Origin of the sequence: Neobacillus canaveralius (assembly GCF_047237705.1) — a bacterium.
In the GTDB taxonomy this organism is placed as follows: domain Bacteria; phylum Bacillota; class Bacilli; order Bacillales; family Cytobacillaceae; genus Neobacillus; species Neobacillus niacini_K.
On sequence record NZ_JBDFLL010000001.1, the window covers coordinates 55,925 to 72,397 of the forward strand.

The 16,473-nt window shown below is 43.2% G+C and carries 11 protein-coding genes, 2 tRNA genes and 3 rRNA genes; 2 read left to right on the plus strand and 14 right to left on the minus strand.

The annotated features are described in order from the left end of the window. Positions 1-10: 10 nt before the first annotated feature. The 6 genes from ABC255_RS00290 to xylA all read right to left on the minus strand — a co-directional run bounded on the left by ABC255_RS00290 (position 11) and on the right by xylA (position 6,049). Complete coding sequence (locus ABC255_RS00290) at positions 11-994, minus strand: aldo/keto reductase (protein ID WP_412990861.1); 984 nt, start codon at positions 992-994, stop codon at positions 11-13. A gap of 44 nt (positions 995-1,038) precedes the next feature. Continuing rightward, on the minus strand, positions 1,039-1,695 hold the full coding sequence (locus ABC255_RS00295; protein ID WP_412990862.1) for an SGNH/GDSL hydrolase family protein: 657 nt from the start codon (positions 1,693-1,695) through the stop codon (positions 1,039-1,041). Positions 1,696-1,760: 65 nt separating this feature from the next. Beyond that, the gene (locus ABC255_RS00300) at positions 1,761-2,624 is read right to left on the minus strand and encodes an MATE family efflux transporter (protein WP_412990863.1); all 864 of its coding nucleotides are present in this window, start codon (positions 2,622-2,624) and stop codon (positions 1,761-1,763) included. Then, positions 2,621-3,130, minus strand: a complete 510-nt coding sequence (locus ABC255_RS00305; RefSeq protein ID WP_412990864.1) for an MATE family efflux transporter — start codon at positions 3,128-3,130, stop codon at positions 2,621-2,623. Before ABC255_RS00305 ends, ABC255_RS00300 begins: the two co-directional genes overlap by 4 nt. Positions 3,131-3,140: 10 nt before the next feature. Next, positions 3,141-4,640, minus strand: coding sequence for a xylulokinase (gene xylB / locus ABC255_RS00310; RefSeq protein WP_412990865.1), 1,500 nt, complete (start codon positions 4,638-4,640; stop codon positions 3,141-3,143). 77 nt (positions 4,641-4,717) lie between these two features. Beyond that, complete coding sequence (xylA, locus tag ABC255_RS00315; RefSeq protein ID WP_412990866.1) at positions 4,718-6,049, minus strand: xylose isomerase; 1,332 nt, start codon at positions 6,047-6,049, stop codon at positions 4,718-4,720. Between the two features lie 326 nt (positions 6,050-6,375). Between xylA and ABC255_RS00320 the strand changes: the two genes are divergently transcribed. Continuing rightward, the gene (locus ABC255_RS00320; RefSeq protein WP_412998431.1) at positions 6,376-7,527 is read left to right on the plus strand and encodes an ROK family protein; all 1,152 of its coding nucleotides are present in this window, start codon (positions 6,376-6,378) and stop codon (positions 7,525-7,527) included. A 128-nt stretch (positions 7,528-7,655) separates the two neighbouring features. Then, a complete protein-coding gene (locus ABC255_RS00325) occupies positions 7,656-8,642 on the plus strand; it encodes a glycoside hydrolase family 43 protein (protein WP_412990867.1) in 987 nt (328 codons plus the stop codon). Between the two features lie 47 nt (positions 8,643-8,689). On the opposite strand, the gene tmk is transcribed toward ABC255_RS00325, so the two are convergent. The 8 genes from tmk to ABC255_RS00365 form a co-directional block, all read right to left on the minus strand. Continuing rightward, on the minus strand, positions 8,690-9,313 hold the full coding sequence (gene tmk, locus ABC255_RS00330) for a dTMP kinase (RefSeq protein ID WP_412990868.1): 624 nt from the start codon (positions 9,311-9,313) through the stop codon (positions 8,690-8,692). Between the two features lie 27 nt (positions 9,314-9,340). Then, positions 9,341-10,783: an aminotransferase class I/II-fold pyridoxal phosphate-dependent enzyme gene (locus ABC255_RS00335; RefSeq protein ID WP_412990869.1), complete on the minus strand. Its 1,443-nt coding sequence runs from the start codon at positions 10,781-10,783 to the stop codon at positions 9,341-9,343. Between the two features lie 81 nt (positions 10,784-10,864). Beyond that, complete coding sequence (locus tag ABC255_RS00340) at positions 10,865-11,080, minus strand: sigma factor G inhibitor Gin (protein WP_335531517.1); 216 nt, start codon at positions 11,078-11,080, stop codon at positions 10,865-10,867. Between the two features lie 313 nt (positions 11,081-11,393). Then, positions 11,394-11,509: ribosomal RNA gene (gene rrf, locus ABC255_RS00345) — 5S ribosomal RNA — on the minus strand. A gap of 75 nt (positions 11,510-11,584) precedes the next feature. Then, positions 11,585-14,522: ribosomal RNA gene (locus tag ABC255_RS00350) — 23S ribosomal RNA — on the minus strand. 141 nt (positions 14,523-14,663) lie between these two features. Further along, positions 14,664-14,739: transfer RNA gene (locus ABC255_RS00355), tRNA-Ala, on the minus strand. Between the two features lie 9 nt (positions 14,740-14,748). Next, positions 14,749-14,825, minus strand: a tRNA-Ile gene (locus ABC255_RS00360). Between the two features lie 98 nt (positions 14,826-14,923). Further along, a 16S ribosomal RNA gene (locus ABC255_RS00365) occupies positions 14,924-16,473 on the minus strand. The 16S, 23S and 5S rRNA genes sit together here with 2 tRNA genes alongside, the layout of an rRNA operon.

A 16,473-nucleotide genomic window follows, 5' to 3' on the forward strand; every position in this document is an offset into this window, starting at 1 on the left:
GCACACTCCCTTAATAAGGACCTCTTATAAAATCCCTTACTTTTTCCTGATAGAACCGTTGAATCTCTTTCTGTTCTTCTGCAGAGAATGGCTTCGTATCAAGAGCAGAGAGATTGTCCTCTACCTGTTTAACATTTTTAAATCCAGGAATAATACACGTAATTTCCTGTTGATCAAGAATCCAGCGAAGTGCTGCACTAGCCATTGATTTACGGTCTTCTGCAATCCACTTTAATTCGTCAGCTAATTCGACACCCTTACGGAATCCGAGACCTGCGAAGGTTTCCCCTACATTAAAAGCCTCCCCATTTTCATTAAAGCAGCGATGGTCATCGGCCTCAAAAACATGCTCAGTGGTGAATTTACCAGTCAGCAGTCCGCTCGCCAGCGGTAAACGAACAAGCAGGCCTACGCCTTTTTGATAAGCCTCAGGTAATAACTTTTCTACTGGCTTTTGACGGAACATGTTAAATATGATTTGCAGGCTTTTTACATTAGGATGTTCCAAACAAATCAGTCCTTCTTCGACGGTTTCCACACTGACACCATAGTGACGAATTTTCCCTTCCTTCTTCAGACGGTCTAGTACCTCAAAAACACTGCCATCTCTTAAAATCTCTGTTGCTGGGCAATGGATTTGATACAAATCTATCGCTTCCCTGTTTAATCGGCGCAGGCTGTCTTCACAATAAGCGCTTACTTTTTCATAACTGTAATTTTTCGGATCAAAAATATCACCCTGACGGCAGAACTTGGTTGCTATATGTATCTGGTTTTCCTTGCCTTTCGTGGCTTTGGCCAATAACTCTTCACTATGACCATCACCATATACATCGGCAGTATCAAAAAAGTTAACACCCTGGTCCATTGCATATTCTAAAGATTTCAGGGCTTCTGTATCACTCGTCCTGCCCCATGAACCGCCTATTGCCCATGTTCCAAAGCTGACCTCACTGATCATGATTCCTGTATTACCTAGCTCACGATAATTCATAACGACAACTCCTTTATCTAATCTTTTTTCAATTTAGACACTGCTTAAGAACGGTTCCAATCAAAGTCAATTGTTTTCAGAAAAGCACGGGCCAGTACCATATGTCCCGCAGTAGAAGGATGAACACGGTCCCAAGCAATAGTTGCTGGGTACAGATCGTTTAATAAAAAATTAAATGCTGCCTGTGTATCCACAAATAAACAATTTGTTTCTTCCGCTATTTTTTTGACAACCTGCCCGTACTGGTCCATTGACCGGCGCATTTGATCCTGTTCATTGCTCTCCAAATAAAATGGAGTCATTAGAACCATTTCCTTCACATATGGCTTTGCTTCCAACACGAGCTCCCTAAGCGTTTGTTCGTATTCATCAATGTACACATGCCAATCCTTAATAAAAGGAGTATCATATTGACGCCATACATCATTAATTCCAATCATAATGGATAACCAATCTGGCTTTTGATCGATGACATCTTCCTGCCACCTATTTTTCAAATCACGGACGGTGTTGCCGCTAATGCCCTTATTTATTGCCCGAATTCCTAATTCAGGATAAACAGCTTGAAGCAGCCCATCAACATAAGATACGTACCCTTTACCCAGGGCAGCAAATAAACCTTCACCCTCTGGTTTTGCTCGTTCACAATCTGTTACAGAGTCACCGATAAATAAGAGTTTTTGACCTTGGTCCAGCTTCATTTCTCTTTCCTCCCTTGCTTAAGAGAACTGGCTAAGGCCAGTCAACTAGAAGTATTCTAAAATAATTAGACAGTGGTTGTGACTTGATTTTGAACCAGAACTTTTTTCTCCCAAACCCGGCTTCTCCATCTAAAGTACATGGTAATTCCTCTAAACCATTCGTCAACAATAAATGCAATCCAGATCCCCGGTAAGCCAAATCCAAGGTGAATCCCTAAAAAATAGGCTAATGGTACACTTATTCCCCACATTGATATAAAGCCCATAATGAGAGAAATGTTTGCATCCCCTGTTGCACGCAAGGAATTGATAACAACTAAGTTAAAGGTTCTCCCCGGCTCGAGGATAAGACAAAGCAATAACAATGTACTGCCCATAGAAATAATCTCATGATCTTTAGTGAAAAAACTGAGCAGAGGTTCTCTAAAGATAGCTTCTATGATCGCAATTGCCACCGTCATAATTAAACTATACCGCAGACTTTTCAGTAATTGATGATAGGCTCCTTCAAAATCTCCGGCACCTGCCTTGTAGCCAATTAGAATTTGCGTTCCCTGTCCCATCGCCAGGCCAAACACAAGAATAAAAGACACTATATTCTGTGTATACACACGGGCGGTTAATGAAGCTGCACCCAGCATCGCAATGATGGCCGTGATAGGTAACTGGCTGAGGTTGAAACAAATTTGTTCCCCGGCCGCTGGAACCCCAATTTTCAGAATCCTTTTAATTTGAATACCATCAATCGTTATATAATCCCTTAATTTAAGGTTAATCGGAAGTCGATCATACAGTAACTTTAAAATAAGAGCCAAGGCTATGGCCCTGCTAATGGCAGTTGAAATGGATACGCCGATTACACCCATTTCCGGAAATCCCAGCAATCCATAGATTAAGATGGCATTCCCAATCAAATGAATAACATTCATTGTAATGGAATCATCATGGCATCCCTAGTGTAGCCATTCGCTCTTAGAATGGAAGAAACAGTAATTAGAACTGCTTGAAGGAATACTGTTCCTCCTACAATCATCAGATATTGTTCCCCTAGTTCAGCAATATGCTCCGGCAGATGAAAGAAGCTTAATAGTTCTGTTCTAAAAATAACCATTAATAAGCTAATGACTAAGCCAATGACAAGGTTGAGGGTTATTGAGATCGCTATTACCTTTTGGGTTTCATCTTTTAAACCTGCACCTAAGTATTGAGAGAGAACAACAGCTGTCCCACTTGAAACGAAACTGAAGATGAGAATACATAAAAATATAAGCTGGTTTGCCACACCCACAGCTGCGACAGCATCATCCGAAATATACGACAGCATAATAGTATCCGAGCTGCCCATTATTACCTGCAGAAATAGTTCTACAAAAATTGGCCAAGTAATGGCTAGCAGACTTAACTGCGGGGTGCTTTTATTTGCGGATTTTTCCATTAGAATCCTCTTATTTTCTAAACTCTCTTAATTGTTCATTTAATTCCTTAGTTTGTAAATAAACTTGTTTGTAGATTGTAAATAGTTTCTGATAGGCTTCAACATTTTCCTGAATAGGGAAATAGGTCTTTGCCGTTTGGATAAATACCTCAGCACATTCTTTAAGTGATGGGTACCAGCCACAGCCATATGCCGCTAACATTGCAGCACCCATTCCAGGGCCTTGTTCGCTCGTAAGCTTTTCAATTTTTGCATTGAAGATGTCCGCCTGCATTTGCAGCCATGTGTCATTCTTAGCGCCACCGCCAATTGAGACGATGGAATCAATGATCTTCCCGCTGCTTCTAAAAATATCAATCGATTCATTTAATGAAAATGTTATTCCCTCAAGGACAGCACGGGCAAAGTGCTTACGCTCATGCGCAGCGTCGATACCAATAAAGCTGCCGCGAATATTTGAGTCCGCATGTGGAGTTCTTTCGCCAACGATATACGGCGTAAATAACAATCCGTTGCTTCCTGCCGGAACTTCATCCACACCTGCTAAAAATTGGTCAAACGCTTCTTCCTTCGCAAATATATCTTTAAACCAGCTTAAGCTATAGCCAGCAGCTAGGGTTACACCCATTGTATAGTAAGTATTTTCTTCACCGTGGTTAAAGTAGTGAACCTTGCCTTCAAAGTCGAGGTCACTTCTTTCTTCATAAGAAAGCACAACGCCAGATGTACCGATACTTGCTAATGTTTTTCCTTCCGTTAAAATCCCTGATCCAATCGCGCCGCAAGCATTGTCGGCTCCGCCGGCGAAAACCTTAACAGCTTCTGATAATCCTGTTGCCTGCGCAATTTCAGCCGTTATTGTACCAACGAACGCATGGGATTCTACTAAAGCTGGACACAAATCAGCTGAAAGACCAAAGGCGTCTAACACTTCACCGCTCCACTCTCGCTGTGCAACGTTTAGTAATAACGTTCCCGCAGCATCAGAATACTCCATGTGGATATTTTCTGTAAGCCGGTAACGAAGATAGTCTTTTGGAAGCACAAATACACTTGCGCGTTGAAAAATTTCTTGTTCGTTTTCTTTTACCCAAAGAATTTTTGGCAAAGTAAAGCCTTCTAACGCTGGATTTTTCGTTACTTCTAATAAACGCTCTCTGCCCACAGCGTCATAAATTTCCTGACATTGTTTTGTGGTTCTTGTGTCATTCCACAAGATCGCGTTTCTTAATACTTGATTGCTTTCATCTAATAAAACTAAGCCGTGCATTTGGCCGGAGAAGCTGATTCCTTCAATATCGTTTACGTCTCCATCAAATTGACCGATTAGTTCAGCCAATCCAGCAGTTGTTTTTTCTACCCATTCTTCTGGGTTTTGTTCACTATAACCGGATTTTTCAATTATCAAAGGATATGATTTAGAAACTTCCTTACACACTTCCCCTTTTTGATTCACAAGTAAGATTTTTACGGCACTCGTGCCGAGGTCAACTCCGATTACATACTTCATCCTTATCATCCTTTTCTAAAAAAAGTGCTGGAGTAATAGGCTGCCAGCACTTTTTTCATGTTTATATTGAGTATAGATTAAACTGTTACACTTGAAAGTGTTTCTAGTAAATATTGATTGATTAAAGCCTTTAGGCGCTCTGTTCTGCCTGATGTATTCTTGATTTCTGTTAATCCGAAGGCATACGCTTCAAGCTCACGGAAGTTAGTTTTTCCTTCGACTATCTCTAAGCCAATTCCTTTTGTATAGCTGCTGTAGCGTTCTTCAACAAAGCTATCAAGTACTTTATCTTCGATTAGCTTGTTAGCAACTTTAAGGCCGATTGCAAATGCGTCCATACCAGCGATATGTGCGTGGAATAAGTCTTCCGCTTCGAATGAACCTCTTCTTACTTTTGCGTCAAAGTTCAAGCCGCCACTACCTAAACCGCCATTTTTGAGGATTTCATACATAGCCAATGTGTTTGTGTAAAGATCAGTTGGGAACTCGTCTGTATCCCAGCCAAGTAGTGTATCACCCTGGTTAGCGTCAACCGATCCTAACATTCCATTAATACGAGCTGTTCTTAATTCATGCTCAAATGTATGACCAGCCAAAGTAGCGTGGTTTGCTTCAATATTAAACTTGAAGTAGTCTGTTAGGTCATATTTTTGTAAGAATGCTAGACCAGTAGCCACATCAAAATCATATTGGTGTTTTGTAGGCTCTTTTGGTTTTGGCTCGATTAAGAATGGAACGTTTAAGCCGATTTCTTTAGCATAATCTACCGCCATATGGAAGAAGCGCGCTAAGTTATCTTGCTCAAGCTTCATGTTTGTATTTAGAAGTGTTTCATAACCTTCACGTCCGCCCCAGAAAACGTAGTTTTCGGCACCAAGTTCTTTTGCTACTTCTAATGCCTTTTTCACCTTTGCTGCAGAGTATGCGAATACATCTGCATTTGGAGAGGTTGCAGCACCATGTACATAACGCGGGTTAGAGAACATGTTGGCTGTGTTCCAAAGCAATTTCGTTTTACTAGTTTTCATGTATTCCTTAATCATACCTACAATAACATCTTGATTTTCATTTGTTTCTTTTAAAGTGCTTCCTTCCGGTGCAATATCAACATCATGGAAAGCAAAGAAAGGAACATTTAATTTTTCAAAAAGTTCGAATGCTGCTTCCACACGTGCCTTAGCTAAATCTAACCCTTTTAAGTGATCCCAGGGACGGATAGCTGTACCTACACCAAATGGATCTGTACCATCTGCTGTAAATGTGTGCCAGTAAGCAACAGAGAAGCGCAGAATTTCTTGCATTGTCTTACCATTTATTAATTCTTCCGGATTATAATACTTAAACGCTAAAGGATTTTTAGATGATGCGCCTTCAAATTGAATTTTGTTAACTGTTTCGAAATAAGCCATTTGGTTATTCCTCCTAGTAGTGGTTTGATTTTACGGTAACAGATTGGTATGTAAATGCTTACAAGATTTGTCTTACTCTTAATCCGTTACCTTTGTTTAATCAGCATTATAGCAAGGTAATCTTAGTTTGTCTATTGAATAAACTAAGATTTTATAAAAATTTTTATTAGACTTAAATTAGCTTTTGTTAAAAATGATTGCCTTCCCTTATAAAAGGCAATAATAATCCCGTAATAACACCGGTCTGTATGATTGTATATTCAATAAACAAAGTTTGTGTTAGTATTAAGATACTACCAAATAAGGAGTTTTTATAAGTGGTAACCATGACATGGAATCAACAAATAGTAAAAAAAAATAATAAAGCACTGGTATTACAATTAATTATGGAAAAGGAGCCGATTTCAAGGGCGGACATTGCTCAGATATCTGGTTTACATAAGGCAACTGTTTCTTCTCTTGTAAATGAATTATTAGAAGAAGAACTTATTTTTGAATCAGGACCAGGTGAATCAAGTGGCGGGCGTCGGCCCGTGATCCTTCACTTTAATAAAGTGGCAGGATATGCAATTGGAATTGATATCGGGGTAAACTATGTATTATGTGTACTGACCGATTTAAAAGGCAATATTTTAATAGAAAAAAATCAACTGGTTAAACGAACTCCCTATCCAACGATTTTAAGCACTGTTCAGAACATGGTCCAGTCGCTTATCGATGAAATGCCTAGCAGCAGGTATGGAGTTATAGGTATAGGAGCCGGTGTTCCTGGAATTGTGAACAAAGAGGGCTCTGTCCTTCTTGCTCCAAACTTAGGCTGGACAAATATACAGTTAAAAGTGGATCTCGAAAAGATATTCCAAGTTCCTGTGATTATTGAGAATGAGGCAAATGCCGGGGCCTTTGGTGAACAACAGTTTGGTGCTGGCCAAGACTACCAAAACATTATTTATATTAGTGCTGGGATTGGTATCGGTGTAGGAATTATTTTAAACAAAGATTTATATCAGGGCAAAAATGGATTCTCAGGTGAAATGGGACACATGATTATCGATATTGACGGAAAACCATGCAGTTGTGGCAGCCGAGGCTGTTGGGAAGCATATGCATCTGAACATGCCCTGCTGGAGATGGCTGGTGAAAACACAGATACACTTGAATCTTTAATACACCAAGCAGAAAATGGTGATGAGGCAGTCAAGAATCTATTCCGAAAAATCGGTGGTTATCTTGGATATGGTATCAATAACATTATCAATACCTTTAACCCTGATCAGGTAATCGTGGGTAATCGATTAGCTTTAACAAAAGAATGGATAGAGGAACCAATTCGAAATACCATTAAAAATCACACACTCACCCATCATCAACATGAAATGAAGCTGGATTTTTCCGGACTTGGAAAGTATTCAACCGTTTTAGGTGTTTCTGCTTTTGTTGTTGAAAATTTCATAAAAGAAGAATCCAGAGTTTTATAATGTAATCCATGCGAGTTTCCCCTCTTATTTAAGAGGGGAAAAAAAGTTAGTTGTTTGGATATACAAAGTTCATTAACATCAGTTATAATAAATTTGTAAATCACTATACTATTCGATGGGGAGATATTATGGAGAAAAACTCAAAACCAAATGAGCCTTTAGTTACACACATTTACACCGCAGATCCTTCCGCACATGTGTTTGAAGGAAAGCTTTATATTTATCCATCTCATGACCTAGATCACGATGAACCTTCTAATGATAATGGTGACCAATATAAAATGGAAGATTACCATGTCCTATCTATGGATGATGTTACCTCACCTGTTGTTGACCACGGGGAAGCGCTTCATGTAAAAGATGTTCCATGGGCTTCTAAACAAATGTGGGCACCTGATGCAGCATACAAAAACAACAAGTATTATTTATTCTTCCCAGCAAGGGATAAAGATGGCATATTCAGAATTGGTGTCGCAACAAGCCCTAATCCTGCAGGTCCTTTTACTCCAGAGGAAAACTACATACCAGGCAGCTTCAGCATTGACCCGGCTGTACTGGTGGATGGAGATTCAAAAGCCTATGTTTATTTCGGCGGCCTTTGGGGAGGTCAGTTGGAAAAGTGGCAGACTGGTACATTTGTTCCTGACGCAGAAGGTCCCGCACCAGATGCGCCTGCATTAGGACCAAGAGTAGCTGAACTAAGCGATGACATGCTTACTTTCAAAAGTGAGCCAAAAGAACTTTCCATTGTTAACGAAGATGGCAGCCCGATTCTTGCAAGTGACGAAGACAGAAGATATTTTGAAGGTCCATGGGTTCACAAATACAATGGTCTTTACTATCTATCTTATTCAACTGGTACAACCCATAAAATTGTTTATGCGGTAAGTGATAACCCACAAGGTCCATTTGTGTTTAAAGGTACGATACTTACCCCTGTTATTGGCTGGACCACACATCATTCAATTGTTGAGTTTAATGATAAATGGTACCTGTTCTATCACGATTGCGAGTTATCAGATGGTGTGAACCATAAGCGTTCTGTGAAGTACACGGAACTAAAATACAACAGTGATGGAACCATTCAAACAATTGACCCATACGGAGATAAATAGACAGATTAAAAGCTGGCTTCATAGTTGAAGCCAGCTTTTTTAAGGTGCTATTTAAGTCTCGCTGCCAATACTTCATTGATATCAGCCATTACTTCCTCCACTTCCTGATTGGCGTCGATTCTAATCATTCTTTCTGGAAACATTTTCATTACTTCTTCATAGCCTTCCCGAACGCTAACGTGGAAATTTATTTCTTCTAAATCTAATCGATTTATTTCTCTTTCTTTATTTTTAGCAATTCGACTTAACCCTATCTTAGGGTCTAAATCCAAGTACAGAGTTAAATCCGGCATTATGTCACCAATTGCAAATTTATTAATGGAAAAGACCTCACTAATACCTAACCCTCTGGCATATCCCTGATAGGCTAAGCTGCTATCTACAAACCGATCACATAAAACAATATTGCCTTCATTAAGGGACGGGATTACCTTTTCCACTAAATGCTGCCTTCTTGCTGCGGCATAAAGAAGGGCTTCTGTTCTCCCCTCCATTTTAGTATTGTTTTTATCTAGAATAACGGAGCGGATTTGCTCTGCTATATCAATTCCTCCAGGCTCTCTTGTAACAACAACCTTCCTTCCACTAGTTTCAAGAGAATCCCTAATGAAATTAATTATCGTTGATTTACCAGATCCCTCGACACCTTCAAGTGTAATAAAGTAACTCATATAAACTGCTCCAATCATGTTCTCAATTTAATAACTTGTTTTCACTATATTGATTTGATTACTATCTAGGAAAGATCCTCCTTGAAATCTCGCTCCCGCACTCATTAGTTGGGTAAGTTGCCTTAACTTTTCCTCCGTAATTAGCTCACCCATTAACAAAAGGGGAATTCCCGGCGGGTAAGGTACTATTGTCTCTGCACACACCTGCCCTGCTGCTTCTGCAATAGGTATTACTTCGTTTTCAATATTCGACAACTTCTCATAGGGAATCGCTAACTCAGATAGTTTTCCTGAACTAATTATAGTTTCATCCTCAATTGGACGATATGGTATCTCCTCTAGCAGCTCTTTTATTTTCCTGCTTGCTTCTGCTAATGGATAGTTTTGGTTTTCCTTCAATAATGGTAGTATCAATAGTACATTATGAGGATCAGCTAACTCAGTATAAATCCCTTTCTCTTCGAGCTTATTCTGGAGTTCAAATCCACTTAGCATAGACCTTGACTGTATCGTTACTTTTAATGTGTCCCCATCAGAGTCCGGGTACTCTAGTACCTTAATGCTTTGAATGGTTGAAAGCACTTTTTTAAAATTAGATATTTCATTTTGTAAATATGCTAGATCGTTTCGTTGATATGTTGCTAGGTAGTTTCTCGCTAAATCCAGTGAAGCCATGATTACATATGATGGGCTGCTGGACTGAAGCATTTGCAGGTACTCCTTGACTTTTTCGCAATTGACTCGGTCACTGTTTATATGTAAATAGGAACCCATTGTCATGGCGGGCAGGGTTTTATGGGCGGACTGAACAACCATATCAGCCCCTAATTGGATAGCCGATGCTGGAAAGGGCTCACCAATAATAAAATGAGGACCGTGTGCCTCATCTACTAGTACAGGAATAGTATGAAGATGTGCAAGGTCAATGATACCTTTTAAATCATACACCATACCATAGTAATTCGGGTAGGTTAAGACAATCGCTTTGGCATCTGGATATAGGGAAATAGCTCTTTCCACTACTTCTTTTGAAACACCAGTTGCCGTTTTCCACTCTGTGTTATAATCCGGCTCTAAAAAAACGGGTTTAACTTTCGCTAGTTTTAGAGCGTTTAAGACTGACTTATGGCAATTTCTTTGAACGAAGACAACATCATCCTTCTCACAAACTGACAAAATCATTGCTAAATTACCGACAGTTGATCCATTTACCAAGAAAAAGCTTTCCTTAACCTGATAAAGTGCGGCTAAAAGCTCTTCTGCCTCCTTTATTACGCCTTCAGGAGAATGCAAATCATCTAGACCTGATATTTCCGTCGCATCGATTCTTAGAAGCTCTTGAAATAGATTTTGAGGCGGTTGATTAAGAACTGTTCCAGACTTATGACCAGGAACATGGAATGAAATAGGATTGGTATTTTTATAATGAATTAATGCTTCATATAATGGAATTCGAGTTTGTTTATTCATCGTTTTACTCCTTTGAAGAGTCTCACTTATTTTACCTGACCAACCTATCTTAAGCAAAAAAATAAAGCCCAAATGGACTTTTTATGAAAAAATTTCTGGTGTTGTAATTTTTTTTAGTTGTTTTAGATAATATTTATATTTTGGATCATATGTTTCAGTTTGAATTAAGTCTTTCTCACAATCAGTACATATAAACGAAGTATATAGATGTATCCCTTTTGGTTTTAGATTTTCGCATATAACGCATGTTTCGTGATAATGACTATGTGCTAATGAACTCAACCACACCACCTCCATACACCTATTCTTCCCGATAGTCTCCAATTGTATACAATATTTAGAATTATCATCATCAGGGTATCCCTCGATATATCTTATGTAGGTAAATGCTTTTGGGTGTATGTCTAGTAACGATTTATTCAAAAACACTTCGTACTTTTTTATTTTTTTAGATTTGTAATCTTAAAGTGGGGTAGAGTACTTGTTTGAGGGAATCAAAAACAAATCGTTCCCTCTTTCTCCAAAAGTGCCACCTCGCGGGCACGATTCACCAACTTCTTCCTTTAAGACATACAAAAAAACACAACCTGATAAGGATTGTGTTTCGTGTGCCTGGCAACGTCCTACTCTCACAGGGACAAAGTCCCAACTACCATCGGCGCTGAGAAGCTTAACTTCCGTGTTCGGTATGGGAACGGGTGTGACCTTCTCGCCTTAATTACCAGACTATTTAATTGAGGTATCATTCCCTCAAAACTAGATAATCAGAAGAAGTTTGTAAAACGAGTTCGCTTTTAAAAATTGGTTAAGTCCTCGAACGATTAGTATCAGTCAGCTCCACATGTTACCACGCTTCCACCTCTGACCTATCAACCTGATCATCTTTCAGGGTTCTTACTAGCTTGACGCTATGGGAAATCTCATCTTGAGGGGGGCTTCATGCTTAGATGCTTTCAGCACTTATCCCGTCCGCACATAGCTACCCAGCGATGCCTTTGGCAAGACAACTGGTACACCAGCGGTGCGTCCATCCCGGTCCTCTCGTACTAAGGACAGCTCCTCTCAAATTTCCTGCGCCCACGACGGATAGGGACCGAACTGTCTCACGACGTTCTGAACCCAGCTCGCGTACCGCTTTAATGGGCGAACAGCCCAACCCTTGGGACCGACTACAGCCCCAGGATGCGATGAGCCGACATCGAGGTGCCAAACCTCCCCGTCGATGTGGACTCTTGGGGGAGATAAGCCTGTTATCCCCGGGGTAGCTTTTATCCGTTGAGCGATGGCCCTTCCATGCGGAACCACCGGATCACTAAGCCCGACTTTCGTCCCTGCTCGACTTGTAGGTCTCGCAGTCAAGCTCCCTTGTGCCTTTACACTCTGCGAATGATTTCCAACCATTCTGAGGGAACCTTTGGGCGCCTCCGTTACTCTTTAGGAGGCGACCGCCCCAGTCAAACTGCCCACCTGACACTGTCTCCCACCCCGATAAGGGGTGCGGGTTAGAATTTCAATACAGCCAGGGTAGTATCCCACCGACGCCTCCACCGAAGCTAGCGCTCCGGTTTCTCAGGCTCCTACCTATCCTGTACAAGCTGTACCAAAATTCAATATCAGGCTACAGTAAAGCTCCACGGGGTCTTTCCGTCCTGTCGCGGGTAACCTGCATCTTCACAGGTACTATAATTTCACCGAGTCTCTCGTTGAGACAGTGCCCAGATCGTTACGCCTTTCGTGCGGGTCGGAACTTACCCGACAAGGAATTTCGCTACCTTAGGACCGTTATAGTTACGGCCGCCGTTTACTGGGGCTTCGATTCAGAGCTTCGCTTGCGCTAACCCCTCCTCTTAACCTTCCAGCACCGGGCAGGCGTCAGCCCCTATACTTCGCCTTGCGGCTTCGCAGAGACCTGTGTTTTTGCTAAACAGTCGCCTGGGCCTATTCACTGCGGCTCTTCGAGGCTATTCACCTCAAAAAGCACCCCTTCTCCCGAAGTTACGGGGTCATTTTGCCGAGTTCCTTAACGAGAGTTCTCTCGCACACCTTAGGATTCTCTCCTCGCCTACCTGTGTCGGTTTGCGGTACGGGCACCTTTTATCTCGCTAGAGGCTTTTCTTGGCAGTGTGGAATCAGGAACTTCGGTACTATATTTCCCTCGCCATCACAGCTCAGCCTTCACGGTAAGCGGATTTTCCTACTTACCAGCCTAACTGCTTGGACGCGCATATCCAACAGCGCGCTTACCCTATCCTCCTGCGTCCCCCCATCACTCAAACGATAAAGAGGTGGTACAGGAATATCAACCTGTTGTCCATCGCCTACGCCTTTCGGCCTCGGCTTAGGTCCCGACTAACCCTGAGAGGACGAGCCTTCCTCAGGAAACCTTAGGCATACGGTGGACGGGATTCTCACCCGTCTTTCGCTACTCATACCGGCATTCTCACTTCTAAGCGCTCCACCAGTCCTTACGGTCTAGCTTCAACGCCCTTAGAACGCTCTCCTACCACTGACACCATATGGTGTCAATCCACAGCTTCGGTGTTACGTTTAGCCCCGGTACATTTTCGGCGCAGAGTCACTCGACCAGTGAGCTATTACGCACTCTTTAAATGGTGGCTGCTTCTAAGCCAACATCCTGGTTGTCTAAGCAACTCCACATCCTTTTCCACTTAACGTAAACTTTGGGACCTTAGCTGGTGGTCTGGGCTGTTTCCCTTTTGACTACGGATCTTATCACTCGCAGTCTGACTCCCACGGATAAGTCTTTGGCATTCGGAGTTTGTCTGAATTCGGTAACCCGATGAGGGCCCCTAGTCCAAACAGTGCTCTACCTCCAAGACTCTTACAACGTGAGGCTAGCCCTAAAGCTATTTCGGAGAGAACCAGCTATCTCCAAGTTCGATTGGAATTTCTCCGCTACCCACACCTCATCCCCGCACTTTTCAACGTGCGTGGGTTCGGGCCTCCAGTAAGTGTTACCTCACCTTCACCCTGGACATGGGTAGATCACCTGGTTTCGGGTCTACGACCACATACTAAAATCGCCCTATTCAGACTCGCTTTCGCTGCGGCTCCGTCTCTTCAACTTAACCTTGCATGGGATCGTAACTCGCCGGTTCATTCTACAAAAGGCACGCTATCACCCATTAACGGGCTCTAACTACTTGTAGGCACACGGTTTCAGGATCTATTTCACTCCCCTTCCGGGGTGCTTTTCACCTTTCCCTCACGGTACTGGTTCACTATCGGTCACTAGGGAGTATTTAGCCTTGGGAGATGGTCCTCCCAGCTTCCGACCGGATTTCTCGTGTCCGGCCGTACTCAGGATCCACTCAGGAGGGAACGAAGTTTCAACTACAGGGTTTTTACCTTCTATGACGGACCTTTCCAGGTCGCTTCATCTACCCCGTTCCTTTGTAACTCCATGTTGAGTGTCCTACAACCCCAAGAGGCAAGCCTCTTGGTTTGGGCTATGTCCCGTTTCGCTCGCCGCTACTCAGGGAATCGCGTTTGCTTTCTCTTCCTCCGGGTACTTAGATGTTTCAGTTCCCCGGGTCTGCCTTCAATACCCTATGTATTCAGGTAAAGATACTGCTCCATTACGAGCAGTGGGTTCCCCCATTCGGAAATCTCCGGATCAAAGCTTACTTACAGCTCCCCGAAGCATATCGGTGTTAGTCCCGTCCTTCATCGGCTCCTAGTGCCAAGGCATCCACCGTGCGCCCTTTCTAACTTAACCTAAAAGGTTATTTTCTTCTTAATTACTTAAGAGAGAAAAACTAATGTGGCGATTCTCGGTTTTACTTTGACTTCTTCTTACGATTATCTAGTTTTCAAGGAACAATGAATGAAAGTTATTTTCACTACCGTAAAATTAACTTGGTGGAGCCTAGCGGGATCGAACCGCTGACCTCCTGCGTGCAAAGCAGGCGCTCTCCCAGCTGAGCTAAGGCCCCGTTTTGAGATGGTGGGCCTAAATGGACTCGAACCATCGACCTCACGCTTATCAGGCGTGCGCTCTAACCAGCTGAGCTATAGGCCCTCAAAACGAAATATAATAGAGAGAATCAATCCCTCAAAACTAAACAAACAAGTAACCATCAACATTTTATCAGTCCACAAAGACTGCATTATCCTTAGAAAGGAGGTGATCCAGCCGCACCTTCCGATACGGCTACCTTGTTACGACTTCACCCCAATCATCTGTCCCACCTTAGGCGGCTGGCTCCTTGCGGTTACCCCACCGACTTCGGGTGTTACAAACTCTCGTGGTGTGACGGGCGGTGTGTACAAGGCCCGGGAACGTATTCACCGCGGCATGCTGATCCGCGATTACTAGCGATTCCGGCTTCATGTAGGCGAGTTGCAGCCTACAATCCGAACTGAGAATGGTTTTATGGGATTGGCTTAACCTCGCGGTTTTGCAGCCCTTTGTACCATCCATTGTAGCACGTGTGTAGCCCAGGTCATAAGGGGCATGATGATTTGACGTCATCCCCACCTTCCTCCGGTTTGTCACCGGCAGTCACCTTAGAGTGCCCAACTGAATGCTGGCAACTAAGATCAAGGGTTGCGCTCGTTGCGGGACTTAACCCAACATCTCACGACACGAGCTGACGACAACCATGCACCACCTGTCACTCTGTCCCCCGAAGGGGAACGTCCTATCTCTAGGAGTGTCAGAGGATGTCAAGACCTGGTAAGGTTCTTCGCGTTGCTTCGAATTAAACCACATGCTCCACCGCTTGTGCGGGCCCCCGTCAATTCCTTTGAGTTTCAGCCTTGCGGCCGTACTCCCCAGGCGGAGTGCTTAATGCGTTAGCTGCAGCACTAAAGGGCGGAAACCCTCTAACACTTAGCACTCATCGTTTACGGCGTGGACTACCAGGGTATCTAATCCTGTTTGCTCCCCACGCTTTCGCGCCTCAGCGTCAGTTACAGACCAGAAAGCCGCCTTCGCCACTGGTGTTCCTCCACATCTCTACGCATTTCACCGCTACACGTGGAATTCCGCTTTCCTCTTCTGTACTCAAGTCCCCCAGTTTCCAATGACCCTCCACGGTTGAGCCGTGGGCTTTCACATCAGACTTAAAGGACCGCCTGCGCGCGCTTTACGCCCAATAATTCCGGACAACGCTTGCCACCTACGTATTACCGCGGCTGCTGGCACGTAGTTAGCCGTGGCTTTCTGGTTAGGTACCGTCAAGGTACCGGCAGTTACTCCGATACTTGTTCTTCCCTAACAACAGAGCTTTACGACCCGAAGGCCTTCATCGCTCACGCGGCGTTGCTCCGTCAGACTTTCGTCCATTGCGGAAGATTCCCTACTGCTGCCTCCCGTAGGAGTCTGGGCCGTGTCTCAGTCCCAGTGTGGCCGATCACCCTCTCAGGTCGGCTACGCATCGTCGCCTTGGTGAGCCGTTACCTCACCAACTAGCTAATGCGCCGCGGGCCCATCTGTAAGTGTCAGCGTAAACCGACTTTCAGCTTTTCCACATGAGAGGAAAAGGATTATCCGGTATTAGCTCCGGTTTCCCGAAGTTATCCCAGTCTTACAGGCAGGTTGCCCACGTGTTACTCACCCGTCCGCCGCTAACCAAGAGGTGCAAGCACCTCAAGATTCGCTCGACTTGCATGTATTAGGCACGCCGCCAGCGTTCGTCCTGAGCCAGGATCAAACTCTCCAAGAA